We start from the raw sequence: 15,049 nt of genomic DNA, 5'->3' as shown, positions 1-15,049 counted from the left end.
GCGTGAAATATCCAGCGGGGGAATCAAAATGGCGCGGAGGAATAGTCGCTCCGCGACGGCCGGCTTCACGCCGTCGTCAAGACCGTCGGGTAGCCCGACTGTCCGGGCTCACAGCGCCACCGCCGCCGGCACGGTGCCGGAGTTCGACATGTAGATGAGCCGTTCGCCGGCGTCTGTGCGTTCGTAGATCGGGATGTCGTGGCGCCCTGAGAGATTGACTCCCCAGCACAGGCCGTCGATGTCGAACATGTCTCGAGGGACCGTGGTGCGCAACGGTAGGTCGGTCAGTACGTCGCCGCGCAGGTTCATCATGGCTTGGACGGTCACTCCGGGTCGTGGGCGGACACCGATCTCGACGTCGCCGTCGTCGAAACCTCGAGTGACGACGACGCTCTCGATGTTGATCCAGTCGATCTTGCCGGCGGTCAACCATATTCGCGGCGCCTCGACCAGCAGGATGGCGCGGAAGTGGTTGAGGAACTGGATGAGGAATGGAAACGCCACATAGAGGATGAACACGATGACGCTGACCAGCTCCGGTGCGTCCTCCCAAAAGTAGTAGAGCGTCTCCACGATGCAGAACACGAGTAGGTATGCAGCGACGACACCACCGATGAAGGGCCACGCACGTGCCATCCGGACTCTGTAGCTTTCGCGGACGAGGGATCGTCGATGGAGGCCGGCGAAGACGAGACCGAGTGCGCTGGCGCTCAAGGCGAATCGCCAGCCCGGAAAGTCTATGTCCTCGAGGATGTACCCCGCGAAGAACCCGGCGACGGCGTAGCACATGCATCCGCAGAACACGTAACACCGTCGGATGACGGCGTTGCGTCGATATCGGCGGGCCTGCTCAGGGGTTACCGGTGTGAGTGAGTACGGGCGGGAGCGACGGGGCATGTTTCGTTTCTCTGATGGTCTACGGTGTCGTGTCGCCGGGTGTGAAGGGTGGCTTGGGCAGATTCGCCGCCACCTCGTCGGGGCTGGGTATGTCGTCGAGACCCGCGACCGTGGCCAGCTTCTCCCCACCTGCGGTCAACGGGTTCGTGACCTTTCCGGGGAGTGTGTCCTTGCCCCACCAGTTCGCGCCGTTCACCAGATGCGCCCCGGCCCGCGAAAGCGCGGACGGATCACTGACATCCGGCCCGGCACCGAGCTTGTTCACCAGCTTGCTCGCTCCCGCGTCTCCCCGGTTGCCGATGAGCTCTTCGACCTTGTGTCCGATCGGTGCAGTCGCGGCTCCCACCGTGGCGCTCACGACAGTCTTGGAGACAAGGTCCTCTGGGTCAAGTGATTTGTCCCACAACACCTTATCGCGAACTTGATCGACGGAGGTGAACGCGAGCTTCTTGGCGCCCTCAGTGGTTGCGGACTTGGCGGCCTTGAGCACGAGATCCTTGGCGAGATCCCTGCCCAGCAGTTCGACCATCTCTTTGGTCGACGTGGAGGCGAACTCTTCGATGCCCTTCTCGAGCAGCTTGGCCAGGATGCGTCGGACGACCATGTCGACGGCCTCGGTGAGTGTCATCCGGCCCTGGACAATGGCCTGCGCGATCTCGCCCGGAGCAGCCCAGTTGATCTCGGCGGTCGCCATGAGGAAGTACACATACAGGGCGAGCGCGGTCAATTCGACGATGAAGATCGTCTTGAGCACGACGAGCTCATTGGACATCGTGTTGCAGTCGTCGGCGATCGCGTTGGCCTGCTCGATGAGCCTCGCCAACGACTCGTCACCCGACAGGATCGAATTCAGTTGGGCATCAATGGCTTTCTGAGTATCGCCCTCGATCGAATGGCCGATCCCACCCGAGACGGCCTGCAACTGCGCGCGGATGCCGGCGAGTTCATGAGCGAACTGGGTCCAGTCGTCGTGCAGACGATCCATGGCAGTCTCGTCGCCCTGGGGCCACTTCATCCCCACCCAGGACAGCGGCACTTCGATAACGCGCAGCAATTCCATTCCCACCGCGCTACCGCCCGGCTTCGGTGTTGGCGCGGATGTTGTGCGCTTCGGTGTCCTTGGTGTGCTGGAGGGCCTTCTCCATCGCCGCGTGCATCTTGTTCAGATGCGTTGCGACACTGTGCGAGTTGCTGAAAGCGGCCTTCGCCTTCGGAGAGTAGGCGCCCTCGAAGGCGTGGCCTGGGTCGTCGTCACCCCAACATTCGCCTTCGTGGTGCAGGCCCGTGGTCAGCATCAGCGACGCATCTTTGAGCTTGTCGCCGAGCGTGCCGATGAGCTTGGTGTACCGCTCGAACAGTTCCGGTTCGATCAGGAAGTGATCTGACACGGTGTGATCCCCCTCGTGGTCGGTGGCCGGGTCACCAGGCGCGGTCGGTGAAGGTGCTGCGGCGCTCGTCGGGTTCGTGCAGCTCCTCGTAATGAGGTGCACTGTCGTCGTGAGTGGGCTGTTCCTGGATCTCGACGTACACCTCGTCGTCCGCCTCACCGGGAGCAGTCGTGGGCGGTTCGGGCATGGCGGCGAAGAAGCTGCCGAAGTCGGGCAGACCGTCGAGGATGTCGGTGGCGCGGGGGAGCGCCTGCTGCTTCTCGATGGCCGGTGCCCACAGTTCTTGCGACTGTTGGGCGACATCCTGCGCGGCGCGTTGGGTAGCTGCGGTGAACGCCGCGCCCAGGCGGCTCGCCGTGACGGTCGCGAGTGCGTCCTCGTCGACGACGGTGTCGATGACGAGACCCTTCGCGTTGACCGTCACTCGCAAGCGGCCATCAAGTTCGGTGGCGGTCGCGGTCAGCTGTATGGCCTTCTCGCGGATCGTGGCCATCTCGCTCAACAGCGAACTCATCGTGTCGAGCAGCGGCGCGACGTCGTCGGCGGTGCGCGGAATGTCCATATCTGTTCCCCCTGCAGATAGTTGGCAGGGTGAGGGTATCAGTGCAGGTGGGGGGCGGGTCGCGTTGACTTGGCGACTTGTCGGTCGCGTGGATGACGCGTGGAGGCAACCCGGCGCCTGCACGTGTGGCGGTCGATCTCAGTCCTTGATCACGACAGGCACGGCTTTGAGCGGTTCACCCAGAATGGCTTCGCCGTTCTGGGTGGTGCGCAAGTACTTGTTCGCCTTGTGCTCTTTGTGGTGTCAGGGGAGGTTCCGGGCGGACACGCAGCGCGGCTGCGATGTCGGGAAGGCAGTCGATCATGTGCGAGGCACGGGCAGTGATTGCTGTCTGGGGGTGATCGGGGCCCACAGGTCGTGGGCCTTCGCGCCGACCTGCTGGGCCGCTGCTTGCAGGGCGGCAGTGATGGCCGCCGAGTCATTGAGCGTGAAGGTGGTCAGCGCGTCGTCGTCGAGGATTGTCTCGGTGACGACACCGCCCGTTGAGCGACGCTCGGACGCGCCCGTCGAGTTCGGCGGCGGTCGCGGTGAGTGCTGCGGCCCTGGTGCGAGTGGTCGCGATGTCGCTCGGGAGCGAGTTCATCGCCTCGAGTAGCGGCTCGACGTTGGCCGTGCGTGGAGAGTCCGTATCTGTCCCCCGTGCAGATTGCGTGCTATGAACGTGTGTGGCCGACGGCGAGAAAGCGGTTTACGCGGCCGACGTGGTCAGCCGCCCATGTTATTTGGCGTGTAAGACGGCGGTTGCGAGCCCGGATATGTGACCTTGAACTGCTCCTCGGCGTATTGTCTGGGAGTCTCGGGCGGGGTGGAGTCCGGCGCCGGTACTTGCGGCGTCGTCGACTTCGCCTCGGGCAAGCCGCGACCGGCCGCGTTGTTGTTGATCGTGTTCAGATCCTCGGCGGTCAGGTATTGCCTCCCAGCCTTCTCGAGGCCGGCTTTCAAAGCCTGAACGGTCGTGATGTGCTCGTCGATCGCTTGCTTGAACGAACCCCCTTGGTCGCTATCGGCGCGATCAGATAGACCGCTTGCCACTTGGCCGCCGGAGGTGATGGAGTCGAACCCGCTTCTGAACGTGAGGCTATGGACGTAACCCTGGGCGTCGGTGAGAACTTGCAGGAGTTCGGCGCATGCAGTGATTGCTGGCGCGAGTGCTTCTTCTTTGAATTGCAGATTGTTTCCAGCAGCAGTGAAGCTATCGCGAAATGGAGACAAGTCCAATCCTTGTGGCATGTTTGTAGCGTCTGACATTGAGATCCTTTCGCGGACGAATCTACTTCGGGATATATGGATATGCGGCAGCGGAAAATTCATTGAGGAGCTGCTGCGTATTTACCGGGTTGTCGGATGGAACCGGGAAGGCTTGGATTAGTACCGATCCGTAAGACGTACCCCACAGCAGTTGTCGCCCACGATCACCCTCCTGCATATCTGCGATCACTGCGGGGTGGCCGTCTCCGATCGTCGTGGCTTTCGGGTTGTATAAGGATGAATTAGCTCGTGATTCAGCGAAGGGAAAATTGGTGACAATAACATTCACGACATAGCCCGGAGCGCCGAGTTCGAAGGGCGTTCTTGAATAGGTGCAGGTTCGTTGGGGCTCGATATTGTCAACTGAACGTGCCTTCACAAACTTGAACTGTTCCTGAAGTGACTTCGGCAACGAACACGGGTCCCACAACTCCATATACGGTGCCGGGTTCGAGACAGTCGCTGTGCCTTCCGGTCCGGTGATGGGGGCCGCGCTGGAGGTTGTGCTGGCAGCATCGGATGAACTGCCCGAACATCCAACTATGGTGGCAGCGCCGATGACGCCAGCTGCGGCGGTGAGTGCGGTGGCGCGGGCGAGGACGCGGAGTCGTGGTCGCGTGGTCGTCACGGTACTGAGTGTCAGCCTTCTTTGATCACGGCAGAGGTCACCACTGGGGGTGCACCGATGAGGACTTCGCCGTTCAGGGTGGTACGGAGATACTTGTTGGCTTTGTGCTCTTTGTCTTCGCCGCCGGCGCCGCGGGCCCCGCCCGCGCCACCGATCGGTGCAGCACCGCCTGTGCTGCTGGCACCACGTGCCGTGGCGGCAGCAGCCTTTTCGGCGTCCATGGCGCCTCGCACGCCGCGTGACAACGCCAGCTTTTCGGCGTCGGTCAGCGCTTTCGACATGCCACCGAGCTTGCCCAGCGAAGCTCCTCCGCCTCCGCCACTGGCCTTTGCGGCGCCGCCCGCGCCGCCGACCTTGCCGAGTGCCGCAAGCCCGGCAGCCGCTTTCTTCTGCGCAGCGCTCAAGGCATGGAGGCCGGCAGGGGCCGTCAACGGACTCTTGGCCAGACTGCCCAATTTGGAGGCCGCGTTCTGGGCTTGGCCGATTGCTGATTGACCCAGATTTGAGGCTTGTGAGAGCCCCGACGTCAACGCATTTGGGATCGAGGACGAGCTGGCCAGCTTGGTCGACGACGGGGTGGTCGTGTTGGGCGTCTTGCCGGCATCCTTGATCAACCCCGACATGTCCGGCGCTGACGCCGACGGAACGGCGCCGCTACCACCGAGGCTGCCGCCACCCCCTCCACTGCCGAGCCCGGTCGGGACTGAAGCCGGTGCCGGATCTGCACCGGCTGACGTGGTCGGTGCCGCGAACACAGGAGCTGCCGCAGCAGTCTCAGCAATGCGTGGATTGTAGAAGTTGCTCATTTGCTCGCGCGCGTGCTTCAGGAGCTCTTGCCGTGCGGACTCGACCTGTGACTCGTCGGCACCTGCGGCCGCCAATTTCGAATTGACTTCTTGCTCGGAAGGAATCGAGTTCTTGACTGCGTTCACACCGTCCGCGGCATGTTGCACCGCGTGCGCCATTGATGAGACCCGATCGACTAGATCCTGGAGGGCGGTCGCGTAGTCGCGCATCGCACCGTTCGCAGCATCCTTGCCATCTCCCTGCCAGTCCTGGCTGTTGCTGAAGGTGTTTACGAAGCTCTCGTGGGTGCCTTTCGCGCCGGACAGGTATTGGTAAAGAGTCGCCCAGTTCGTCGCCGCGGCACCCGCGACACCCTCGTTCATCTGATGAAGCGGGATCGTGATGTCGTAGAAGTTGTCGTACAGCGACCAGTCTTCTGCATGTACTTTGCCCGGCAGGTCGTTGGCGGGGTCAGCGGTTGGATTCAGGGATGGACCGTCATGGGAGGCAGGCTTCAGATCCTTGAACGGATCTTCATAGTTGCATCCCACAGCTCCCCCTGACTGCTCGACTCGATCCCCGCAGGCGCAGGCCGACCCCACCTGCGTCGCCGCTACAATACCGGTTTCGACAACGAGCTGACGGCGGGGAGTCCGTTCAAATGACAAGTGACACGTCTATTCGAGAGGTGGGCCGCGTCGGTTCCTACGCGGTGCTGGTGTACTGCCAGGGAATCGGCCTGGATGTCCCGCCGTATCCATTTGAAGCCAGTCCGACAGTGTGGACACCTGAAGATGCTCGGCAAGAGCGCGCTGACCTGCTCGAATGGCTGCAGACCGATCCGCCTCGCCACTTAACTCGATGGATCCAGGCGTCAATGCGCCCCGACCTGAGCATGCAACTCTTCGGCGTCTTTCCGCAGACTGACCCAGACTCGGCGTCCGACAAGTCGATCCGAATCAACGCCGTTCGGCAGGGCGACGCGGGATTCGTGGCGGTGCAGGAGCCCTCGGAACGCAGAGGCAGATCCGGCGACATCGTCATTTATCAAACCGACGCAACCGCGCTCGCGGATGTCGTCGTTGGGTTCGCACCGAGACTTGCCGCCGGCAAACTCGGCGACGTGGTGATCCAGCCGCCAGCGGCATCGGCCGCGCAGCGGTCGTCGAGCATTCTGGAACGGAACGCTGATTCCGACTCGACTATCGCTGAGCGCTACGAGTCAACACCGACTGCCTTCTCGGCGTTTGTGCAGGTCAACCCCTTCCGCCTGAAGGACTGGGGGTACATGGATCGGCATGCGCATGTTCACTGGGCCCACAAGAAGGGCGACGGTCAGTACCTCATCGATCGTGATGGCGGCGGTCGAGTTGCACGGCCTGCCGACCGGTCTTCGCTGGTGAGGGAGGTCAACAAAGAGGTTGGCCGAATGTTGCGGATTGTCCGCGAGAAGCGGGCTGTGTTCAGCGGCGACGCCTACGCGGGCGACTGATCACGGTCGGGTCAGATTCGCAACGCAACTTTGGGGCTGTCGTCGCCGAATGGGTCACTGTGCCGTGCGACGGTCGGCGACGGCGATCGCTCGCTGGAACTCGCCATCCCACCCGATGCTGATCTGCTTCTTCCTGGAGCGCTCGTTTCGGCGCTTTCGATCGCCGATCTCAGCGATTGCTGCTGGTCATCGGCGAGGACGCGGGCGTCGTACAGCGCACGCAACGCGCTGATGAACTCGGCCGGGTGGTCATCGGTACCGCACCCGGTGACATAGGACGATAAGACGTAGGCAAGCGGGCCCATCGCACCATCGCTATGCAGAAGCGCAATGAAGCTCTCAACTTCGCGGCACGACCCGGGCATCGAATAACCCGCGGCACGCAGCCCCTCGAAAATCACGCTATTCAGCAGGGCGGCTTGCGGCGCCGCGTCCCCGAGGACACGCAGCGCACTAGCGGCAGCGAGGTAACTTTCGCGCGCGGCATCGCGGTCGCCCATCTCATAGCGTGCGGCGGCGGCGGTCACGTGCAGTGTGGGCAGCAGCGGATAGATGCGCTCGTCGTCGATAACCGTTGCTTGCGCAGCGCTCTCGACACTCACTCGGGCCCAGCTGAGCCGTTCTTCGGCATTCTCGACGATGCGGGTCCGGTAGTGAGCTGCCACGCTGCGGTCGAAGGCCTCGTCTGCGTTTTCCCATGCCCGGACGTAGAGCATGCGGGCCTGCTCGAGGGCGCCGGCGGTTTCGGCGGACAGTCCTTGCTCGCACAGTTCGGTCACTGATTCGGTCGACAATGCGTTACCCCCTTGATCACGCTCGGCGACAGTCGATCGGGTCGTAGCCGACCGACCGCGCTCGTAACTATACGGCCGACAACTCGGTATCCATGGTGGTGGTCTGCGTGCGCGTCCTATCGAAATCGGTCGCGTATCTGCGGATCGTTCTGCCACCAGAGTGTCGCTGGCGCGTCGTCGGCGTTCGGCGTCGGTGTGGCCTCGAGTTCGGCATCCACCTCAACTTCACGCACCCGTTCATCAGCCCGGAACCGTGCAAACACCACCATCAGGAACGGCAGTCCTACGAGGTCGCCGAGAATCCAGAAGACGCCCGCGCCGATGGTTTGATCGGTGCGGATCGACGGGCCCCAATCTCGGCCCAGCGCTTCGTAGTACGACGCGGCGACGAGACTCCCTTGCCAGAGCACGACACCGAGGACGCCGTCGCCGATGGTCTCGACTAGCGACGCGACCAGCGAGACGCCTTGCGGATAGCGGCGGGGGATGGGATCGAGCTGTAGGCGCGCGTAGAAATAGCCGAAACCTATGGCGATCAACAGAGTTCGCGTCAGGAAGTCGACTGCGGCATCGGAGAGCAGTGCGTGATACCAGCCAGTGAGATAGATCAGCCATGGGGTGACCAGCAATGCCGCCGAGCTACTCACCGGGGATGCGAGAACTCGAGCGGCCCTGCTCGACAACGCCTGGTTGAACCGTTGGCGCGCTTGAGAACCCAGGGCGTCGCGGATCACCGTGAACGGCACTCCCAACGCCATCCCGAACGGTGCGACCATAAGGATCAGCACGAACTGCAGCGATCGAACCCAGAACAGGACGTTGCTGTAAACGCCGATGAAGCTGCACGCGCTGAGGAACCACACTCCGCAGCCGAGGAGGATGAACAGCGCTGCGCGGTATTTCGGAACCGATGATCGTCGCCAGGCGGTGAGGTAGCCGATTGCAATCACCAGGATCAGACCGAGCGTGACTGGGTCCGGGCGCCACGAGGTGAGTGCGGTGCTCAGGGTGAGTGGGGTGTCGACGGCGGTCACGGGGTTCAGTATGCGTGCCATTGTGTTCTGTCTATGAGCGTGTCGGGTTTGTCGGAAACTATTCGGGCAAAAGGGAATTGGTGGGGCCAGCGGGGTCTCGATGCGCTCGCTCGCTGGCGCTCGCGGGCTTACTCGACCGGCGAGGGGGTGCGCGGGCGAGGGGCGGGGGTGCGATGCGCTCGCGGGCTTACTCGACCGGCGAGGGGGTGCGCGGGCGAGGGGCGGAGGTCGCGATGCGCTCGCGGGCTTACTCGACCGGCGAGGGGTGCGCGGGGCGAGGGGGCGAGGTCGCGATGCGCTCGCGGGCGTGCTCGGCGAGGGGGTGCGAGGCGCACGGGGCGGCGGAGGTCGCGATGCACTCGCGGGCGTGCTCGACCGGCGAAGGGGTGAGAGGGTGCGCGGGGCGAGGGCGTGGGACGCGAAGGCTATCCGGCCGGCGCGACGCCCAGCAACTCATCGCGCCGCGAATCCACCAGCACCCGGATCGCCTCGATCACCGCGGCCACCTCGGGGCGGCGGAAGGATTCGGTGCGGGCCACAAGCCAGTAGGTGAGCTGAGCGCCGACGTCGGGCAGGACGCGGACGAGGTCGTCGTGGCGGTCGGCCATGTAGCAGGGGAGCAGGCCGATGCCGGCGTGGGCGCGGGTGGCCTCGACGTGGACGAACACGTTCGTCGACGTCACCGACTCGGCCATCTGGGGGACGAGTCGTCGGGCGAGGTCGAGGTCGTCGACCTGCAGCATCGAGTCGACGAAGTAGACGAGTGGGTGCGCCGTCAGCTGGGCGGGTGACGAAGGCGCCGGGTGCTCGGCCAGGTACCTGCGCGACGCATACAAACCGAGGCGGTAATCGGCCAACCGGATCGCCTCGGCGCGGTGGACGTGCGGCTCGCCGACGACGACCTCAATATCGAGCCCGGCCCGGTGGTGTGACGCCAGCCGGGTGGCCGTCACGATCTCCACGCTGACCCCGGGATGGCGTCGGCGCACCGCGACGGCGGCCGGTGACGCCAGGTAGGCCGAGAAGCCGTCGGTCGCGGACAGCCGCACCACCCCGCTGATCGACGGTGACCCCTCCACGTCGGTCGCGAGACCCTGCACGGCCTCCTCGATGCGCTCGGCCGCCGCGAACGACTGCCGCCCCAGTTCGGTGAGTTCCCACCCCGCCGCACCCCGCGACAGCACCCGACCACCCAAGGCTTTCTCCAACGAGTCGATCCGTCGAGCGACGGTGGTGTGGTTGAGCTCCAGAGCGTCGGCGGCGGTGGTGAAACGGCCGGTCCGACCCACCGCGAGCAGCACCAACAGGTCGTCTGAGTTGAGCTTGCCGGCATCCATTTCTGCATTTTTGCAGATATGGGTGGGAAAGTCGGGCATTGCGTGCGCATTTGTGGTTATCCATACTCGACAACAGCCGTGACCTGCCTCACATGAGGCTCGAGAAACAGGAGAGATCATGTCACCGAATGCTGCGAGCCCTCCGCAATCGGACTCCGCAACATACGAACCGTCAGGCCTGAAGAAGATCGTCACCGCGTCGATGGCCGGCACCGTCGTCGAGTGGTACGAGTTCTTCCTCTACGGCACCGCCGCAACACTGGTATTCAGCAAGCTGTTCTTCCCGGCCGGCGGCAACGAATTCGATGCCATCATCGCCGCCTTCATCACCTACGCGGTCGGCTTCATCGCGCGCCCGCTCGGCGGTGTCGTGTTCGGGCACTTCGGCGACAAGCACGGCCGCAAGCAACTGCTGCAGTTCAGCCTGATCCTTGTCGGCGTCTCCACGTTCCTCATGGGCTGTCTGCCGACCTTCGGCGCGATCGGCTACTGGGCGCCCGCACTCCTCGTGGTGTTGCGCTTCCTGCAGGGCTTCGCCGTCGGCGGCGAGTGGGGCGGCGCAGTGCTGCTGGTGGCCGAGCACTCACCCAACAAGTCGCGTGGCTTCTGGGCGTCGTGGCCGCAGGCCGGTGTCCCGGTCGGCAACCTCGTCGCCACCGTCGTGCTGCTCGTCCTGACCACCACGCTGAGCGACGACGCATTCCTCAGCTGGGGCTGGCGTGTCGCGTTCTGGCTGTCGGCGGTGATCGTGCTCGTCGGCTACTACGTGCGCACCAAGGTCACCGACGCGCCGATCTTCGTGAAGGCGACCGAGGAGGCCGAACAGATCAAGTCGTCGTCGTTCTCCGCCATCGAGGTCCTCAAGCTGTACCCGCGGGGCGTGCTCACCGCCATGGGCCTGCGCTTCGCCGAGAACATCATGTATTACCTGGTGGTCACCTTCACCATCACGTACCTGAAAATCGTTGTGCACGCCGACACTTCCGACATCCTGTGGTGGATGCTCGCCGCCCATGCCGTGCACTTCGCGGTGATCCCGTTGATCGGCAGGCTTTCTGACCGCATCGGCCGACGCCCGGTCTACGCGATCGGTGCGGTCACCGCCGGACTGTGGGGCTTCTTCGCCTTCCCGCTCATGCACACCGGCAACTACGCCGCCATCATGGGTGCGATCATCATCGGCCTGGTGTTCCATGCCTTCATGTACGCCGGCCAGCCCGCGATCATGTCCGAGATGTTCCCCACCCGCATGCGGTATTCCGGTGTGTCCCTGGGCTATCAGGTCACCTCGATCGTCGCCGGCTCGCTCGCCCCGATCATCGCCACCGCGCTGTTGAGCAAGTTCGATTCCTCGGTCCCGATCGCCATCTACCTCGCCGCCGCCTCGGTGGTCACGCTGATCGCGGTCATCGCGGCCCGCGAGACCAAGGGCATCTCGCTCGAATCCATCGATGCCGCCGATGCCGCAGCGCATCTCACCGATGCTCGCGCCGACCGTAAGGAGGTGCCGGCATGAGTCGCGAGGTCTCGATGCGCTCGGCTCCTTCGTCGCCGGGCATACTCGACCAGCGGGTGGTGGGTGACGACGGACAGCGGATGGGTGAACACGGCCAGCGGGGAAGCCTGACCGGCCGACGTGCCCTCATCACCGGCGGCGCCACCGGGATCGGCGAGGCCTGTGCCCGCACCCTCGCCGACCGAGGTGCCCACGTGATCATCGCCGACGTCGACGACGTGGCAGCCAAACAGGTTGCCGCAGAATGCAATGGCGAATCCTGGAACGTCGACCTGCTCGACACCACGGAACTCGACGACCTGCACCTCGACGTCGACATCCTGATCAACAACGCCGGCATCCAATCCGTCTCTCCCATTCAGGAATTCGATCCGGGCACCTTCCGCCGGATGCACCGGCTCATGGTGGAAGCGCCATTCCTGTTGATCCGTGCGGCGCTGCCGCACATGTACGCCAACGAGTTTGGCCGCATCGTCAACATCTCCTCGGTACACGGGCTGCGGGCATCGGCATACAAGTCGGCATACGTATCGGCCAAGCATGCGCTGGAAGGGCTCTCGAAAACCGTTGCGCTGGAAAGTGCGTCGAAGGGGGTGACCAGCAACTGCGTGAATCCCGGATATGTCGAGACCGAGTTGGTACGCACCCAGATCGCCGACCAGGCCAAGGTGCACGACATCAGCGAGGACGAGGTGGTGGAGAAGGTCATGCTCACCGAGAGCGCGATCAAGAGACTGGTCCAGCCCGCCGAGGTCGGCTCCCTGGTCGCGTGGCTCGCGTCGGCCGACGCCGGAATGGTGACCGGCTCGTCGTACTCGATGGACGGTGGCTGGAGCGCTCGCTGACATCACCCGGCTGATCCACCCGCGACGTGCGACGTCGCGGGTGGATTGCTGCGAATCCGGGTGGGCGACACGCTCGCCTGACCATACTTCGACCATGACCGAATCCGGGCAGGCCCGCACCACCGCGGTGGTGATCCGCAGCATCTACGGCACCGCGTCCGCCGAGTGGTTCATCGTCTTCGCGATCGGCACCATTCTGGTGACCCGCGGCTACCTCCAGCTCACGGGCTATCCGCAGGTCGGTGGGGGCGACCTCCACATCGCACACGCGCTCTACGGCGGCGCGCTGATGATGCTGGCACTGCTCATCGGGTGGCTGTTCCTCGGCCCGGCTATGCGGGTGGCCGCAGTTGTCATGGGCGGCATCGGTTTCGGCCTGTTCCTCGACGAGGTCGGCAAGTTCGTCACCAAGGACAACGACTACTTCTACGGGCCGTCGGCCGAGATCATGTACATCCTCGTCGTGCTGATCCTGCTGGCCGGCCGGATCGTGCGTGACGTCCGCAGGCCCACAGTCGCCGAGGCGATAGCGAATGCCGCGACGATCGCCGCCGACGGCATCTCGCACGGCCTGCCGCAGCAGCGACGGCAACAAGCCACCCAGCTGCTCGCTCTCGCGCAGGATCTGGATGGCGACCCGGCGACGATCGCGACGATCCAGAGCCTGCTCGATGCGAGCAAGGACCGCCCCGACCGGTTGATGCGACTGCGCCACCGCATCGCCCGGCTCATCCCGGACATGTTCCGCAGTCCCCGTTGGCTCACCGTCATGGGTTGGCTGCTGGTGATCGGCGCCGCGAGCTCGATCACGGTGGTCGTTCTCGGGTGGATCTTCAACAACCGTGACCTCGGTGACGTCGAGTTGTACTTCGAACTGAGCCGTGACCGGACGGCGACCTGGATCCTGTTCGTCAGCAGCATCATCACGCTGGCCCTCGCCCTCCCCGGCATGATCGCGCGTCAACAGACCACCCGCGTCTGGCCGTTGCGCCTCCTCCGCCTGGCCGCACTGGTCAGCACGCTGAGCAATGCGCTCGTCGACTTCGCGCTCGAGGGATTCGGGGCACTGGCCAACCTGGCGGTCGGCCTGTTCGCGCTGGCGATCATCAACTATCACCTGGGTCGGCGGACCGCAGCGCTGAGCTCGCCCGATGACCGTGATCAACTGAGAGTGTGATCGCACTCCAGCGCAGCACCGTCCAGGAACGTCTCGACGCCTTCGATCGACGAGCGATACCCCGAGAATCGTCGATGAGCGCTGCGGCGGTCGCGATCACCATCAGCGAGTGCGACGGCCGTCAGGGCATCTGGCTGTGCAAGCGCCCGGCGACGATGCGCCGCCACGCCGCCCAGTACGCCCTGCCCGGCGGACGACTCGATCCCGGTGAGGACGAACCGACCGCGGCCCTGCGCGAACTCCACGAGGAGATCGGCATCGACCTCGCAGCCGACTCCGTGCTCGGACTCCTCGACGACTACGCGACCCGGTCGGGCTTCGTCATGACGCCGGTCATCTGCTGGTCCGACGACGACCGCCCACCCACCCCGAATCCCGACGAGGTGGCGCAACTGTACTTCGTGACGTTCGACGAACTCGTCGTCGAACCCCGATTCCTGACGATCCCGGAGTCGCCGCGCCCGGTGATCCAACTCCCCATCGTCGGAGCCCTGGTGCATGCGCCGACCGCTGCGGTCATCTATCAGTTCGCCGAGGTCATCCTGCAGGACCGGCAGACGCGCGTCGACGGCCTCGAGCAGCCGGTTTTCGCCTGGAAATAAAAATTCCGAAGTTCGGGAATGGAATCGGACCGTGGTCCGTTTACACTGTCGATGGGTCAAGCAGGCCCACCAGCCAGACCGACAACCCGATCACGTTCACTGGAGGAATCCCGACATGACCACCGCAGTCTCCGCACCCATCGCCGCCGGCACCTGGACCATCGACACCGTCCACTCGGCCGTCAACTTCTCCGTCAAGCACCTCATGGTCTCCAAGGTGCGCGGCACCTTCGACACCTTCAGTGGCACCATCACCGTCGCCGAGGACGGCACCCCGTCGGTGCAGGCCGAGATCGACGTGACCTCGATCAACACCAAGAACGCGCAGCGTGACGGCCACATCAAGTCCGCCGACTTCTTCGACGCCGAGAAGTTCCCGAAGGCGACGTTCGTGTCCACCGGTGTGGCGCCGAAGGGCGACGACTACGTCCTCACCGGCGACTTCACCCTCAAGGGCGTCACCAAGTCGGTCGAGCTCGCCCTCGAGTTCAACGGTGTGAACCCGGGCATGGGCCACGGCCCGGTCGCCGGCTTCGAGGCCACCACCGTCATCAACCGCAAGGACTTCGGCATCGACATCGAGATGCCTCTCGAGGGCGGCGGCGTCGTCGTCGGTGACAAGGTCACCATCACCCTCGAGATCGAGGCGGGCCAGGCAGCGGCCTGATGAACTGATCCGCGATCAGGACATAACCGAGGTCACACGAATCCGTCGTGTGACCTCGGTTTTTCTGGTGTCTGCG

The 15,049-nt window shown here is 64.2% G+C and carries 16 protein-coding genes; 6 read left to right on the top strand and 10 right to left on the bottom strand.

Annotation, left to right across the window (positions count from 1 at the left end):
* Window positions 1-108 precede the first annotated feature (108 nt).
* The 7 genes from ACWDTI_RS17660 to ACWDTI_RS17630 form a co-directional block, all read right to left on the bottom strand.
* Entirely contained in the window at window positions 109-636 is a 528-nt protein-coding gene (locus ACWDTI_RS17660) for a hypothetical protein (protein WP_449739408.1), read from the bottom strand.
* A gap of 280 nt (window positions 637-916) precedes the next feature.
* Window positions 917-1,912, bottom strand: a complete 996-nt coding sequence (locus tag ACWDTI_RS17655) for a WXG100-like domain-containing protein (protein ID WP_449739407.1) — start codon at window positions 1,910-1,912, stop codon at window positions 917-919.
* 55 nt (window positions 1,913-1,967) lie between these two features.
* Complete coding sequence (locus tag ACWDTI_RS17650; protein WP_449739406.1) at window positions 1,968-2,285, bottom strand: hypothetical protein; 318 nt, start codon at window positions 2,283-2,285, stop codon at window positions 1,968-1,970.
* Between the two features lie 31 nt (window positions 2,286-2,316).
* A complete protein-coding gene (locus tag ACWDTI_RS17645) occupies window positions 2,317-2,847 on the bottom strand; it encodes a YbaB/EbfC family nucleoid-associated protein (RefSeq protein WP_449739405.1) in 531 nt (176 codons plus the stop codon).
* A gap of 705 nt (window positions 2,848-3,552) precedes the next feature.
* Entirely contained in the window at window positions 3,553-4,077 is a 525-nt protein-coding gene (locus ACWDTI_RS17640) for a hypothetical protein (RefSeq protein ID WP_449739404.1), read from the bottom strand.
* A gap of 40 nt (window positions 4,078-4,117) precedes the next feature.
* Window positions 4,118-4,723: a DUF3558 family protein gene (locus ACWDTI_RS17635; protein WP_449739403.1), complete on the bottom strand. Its 606-nt coding sequence runs from the start codon at window positions 4,721-4,723 to the stop codon at window positions 4,118-4,120.
* An 11-nt stretch (window positions 4,724-4,734) separates the two neighbouring features.
* Window positions 4,735-6,060: a WXG100 family type VII secretion target gene (locus tag ACWDTI_RS17630; RefSeq protein WP_449739402.1), complete on the bottom strand. Its 1,326-nt coding sequence runs from the start codon at window positions 6,058-6,060 to the stop codon at window positions 4,735-4,737.
* Between the two features lie 110 nt (window positions 6,061-6,170).
* Here ACWDTI_RS17630 and ACWDTI_RS17625 point away from each other — a divergent pair, with 110 nt between their 5' ends.
* Complete coding sequence (locus tag ACWDTI_RS17625; protein ID WP_449739401.1) at window positions 6,171-7,001, top strand: ESX secretion-associated protein EspG; 831 nt, start codon at window positions 6,171-6,173, stop codon at window positions 6,999-7,001.
* An 11-nt stretch (window positions 7,002-7,012) separates the two neighbouring features.
* Here the strand turns inward: ACWDTI_RS17625 and ACWDTI_RS17620 are convergent, their stop codons facing one another.
* The 3 genes from ACWDTI_RS17620 to ACWDTI_RS17610 all read right to left on the bottom strand — a co-directional run bounded on the left by ACWDTI_RS17620 (window position 7,013) and on the right by ACWDTI_RS17610 (window position 10,166).
* Window positions 7,013-7,795 (bottom strand): hypothetical protein, encoded by a 783-nt coding sequence (locus ACWDTI_RS17620; protein ID WP_449739400.1) that lies wholly within the window; start codon window positions 7,793-7,795, stop codon window positions 7,013-7,015.
* Window positions 7,796-7,911: 116 nt separating this feature from the next.
* Entirely contained in the window at window positions 7,912-8,850 is a 939-nt protein-coding gene (locus tag ACWDTI_RS17615) for a cytochrome c oxidase assembly protein (RefSeq protein WP_449739399.1), read from the bottom strand.
* 404 nt (window positions 8,851-9,254) lie between these two features.
* Window positions 9,255-10,166: a LysR family transcriptional regulator gene (locus ACWDTI_RS17610; RefSeq protein ID WP_449739398.1), complete on the bottom strand. Its 912-nt coding sequence runs from the start codon at window positions 10,164-10,166 to the stop codon at window positions 9,255-9,257.
* 118 nt (window positions 10,167-10,284) lie between these two features.
* On the opposite strand from ACWDTI_RS17610, the gene ACWDTI_RS17605 reads away from it, so the two are divergent.
* The 5 genes from ACWDTI_RS17605 (at window position 10,285) to ACWDTI_RS17585 (ending at window position 14,973) form a co-directional block, all read left to right on the top strand.
* A complete protein-coding gene (locus ACWDTI_RS17605) occupies window positions 10,285-11,682 on the top strand; it encodes an MFS transporter (protein ID WP_449739397.1) in 1,398 nt (465 codons plus the stop codon).
* Window positions 11,683-11,762: 80 nt separating this feature from the next.
* Window positions 11,763-12,527: a 3-hydroxybutyrate dehydrogenase gene (locus ACWDTI_RS17600; RefSeq protein ID WP_449739496.1), complete on the top strand. Its 765-nt coding sequence runs from the start codon at window positions 11,763-11,765 to the stop codon at window positions 12,525-12,527.
* A gap of 127 nt (window positions 12,528-12,654) precedes the next feature.
* Window positions 12,655-13,704 carry a hypothetical protein gene (locus ACWDTI_RS17595; RefSeq protein WP_449739495.1) on the top strand — a complete coding sequence of 350 codons (1,050 nt, stop codon included), beginning with the start codon at window positions 12,655-12,657 and terminating at the stop codon, window positions 13,702-13,704.
* A 74-nt stretch (window positions 13,705-13,778) separates the two neighbouring features.
* Window positions 13,779-14,306, top strand: coding sequence for an NUDIX hydrolase (locus ACWDTI_RS17590; protein WP_449739494.1), 528 nt, complete (start codon window positions 13,779-13,781; stop codon window positions 14,304-14,306).
* A 115-nt stretch (window positions 14,307-14,421) separates the two neighbouring features.
* Window positions 14,422-14,973 (top strand): YceI family protein, encoded by a 552-nt coding sequence (locus tag ACWDTI_RS17585; protein ID WP_449739396.1) that lies wholly within the window; start codon window positions 14,422-14,424, stop codon window positions 14,971-14,973.
* Window positions 14,974-15,049: the final 76 nt, after the last annotated feature.

This window comes from Gordonia sp. NPDC003424 (assembly GCF_053588655.1).
The sequence above is the reverse complement of the archived record's forward strand: the minus strand, read 5'-3'. Positions and strand labels throughout refer to the sequence as shown.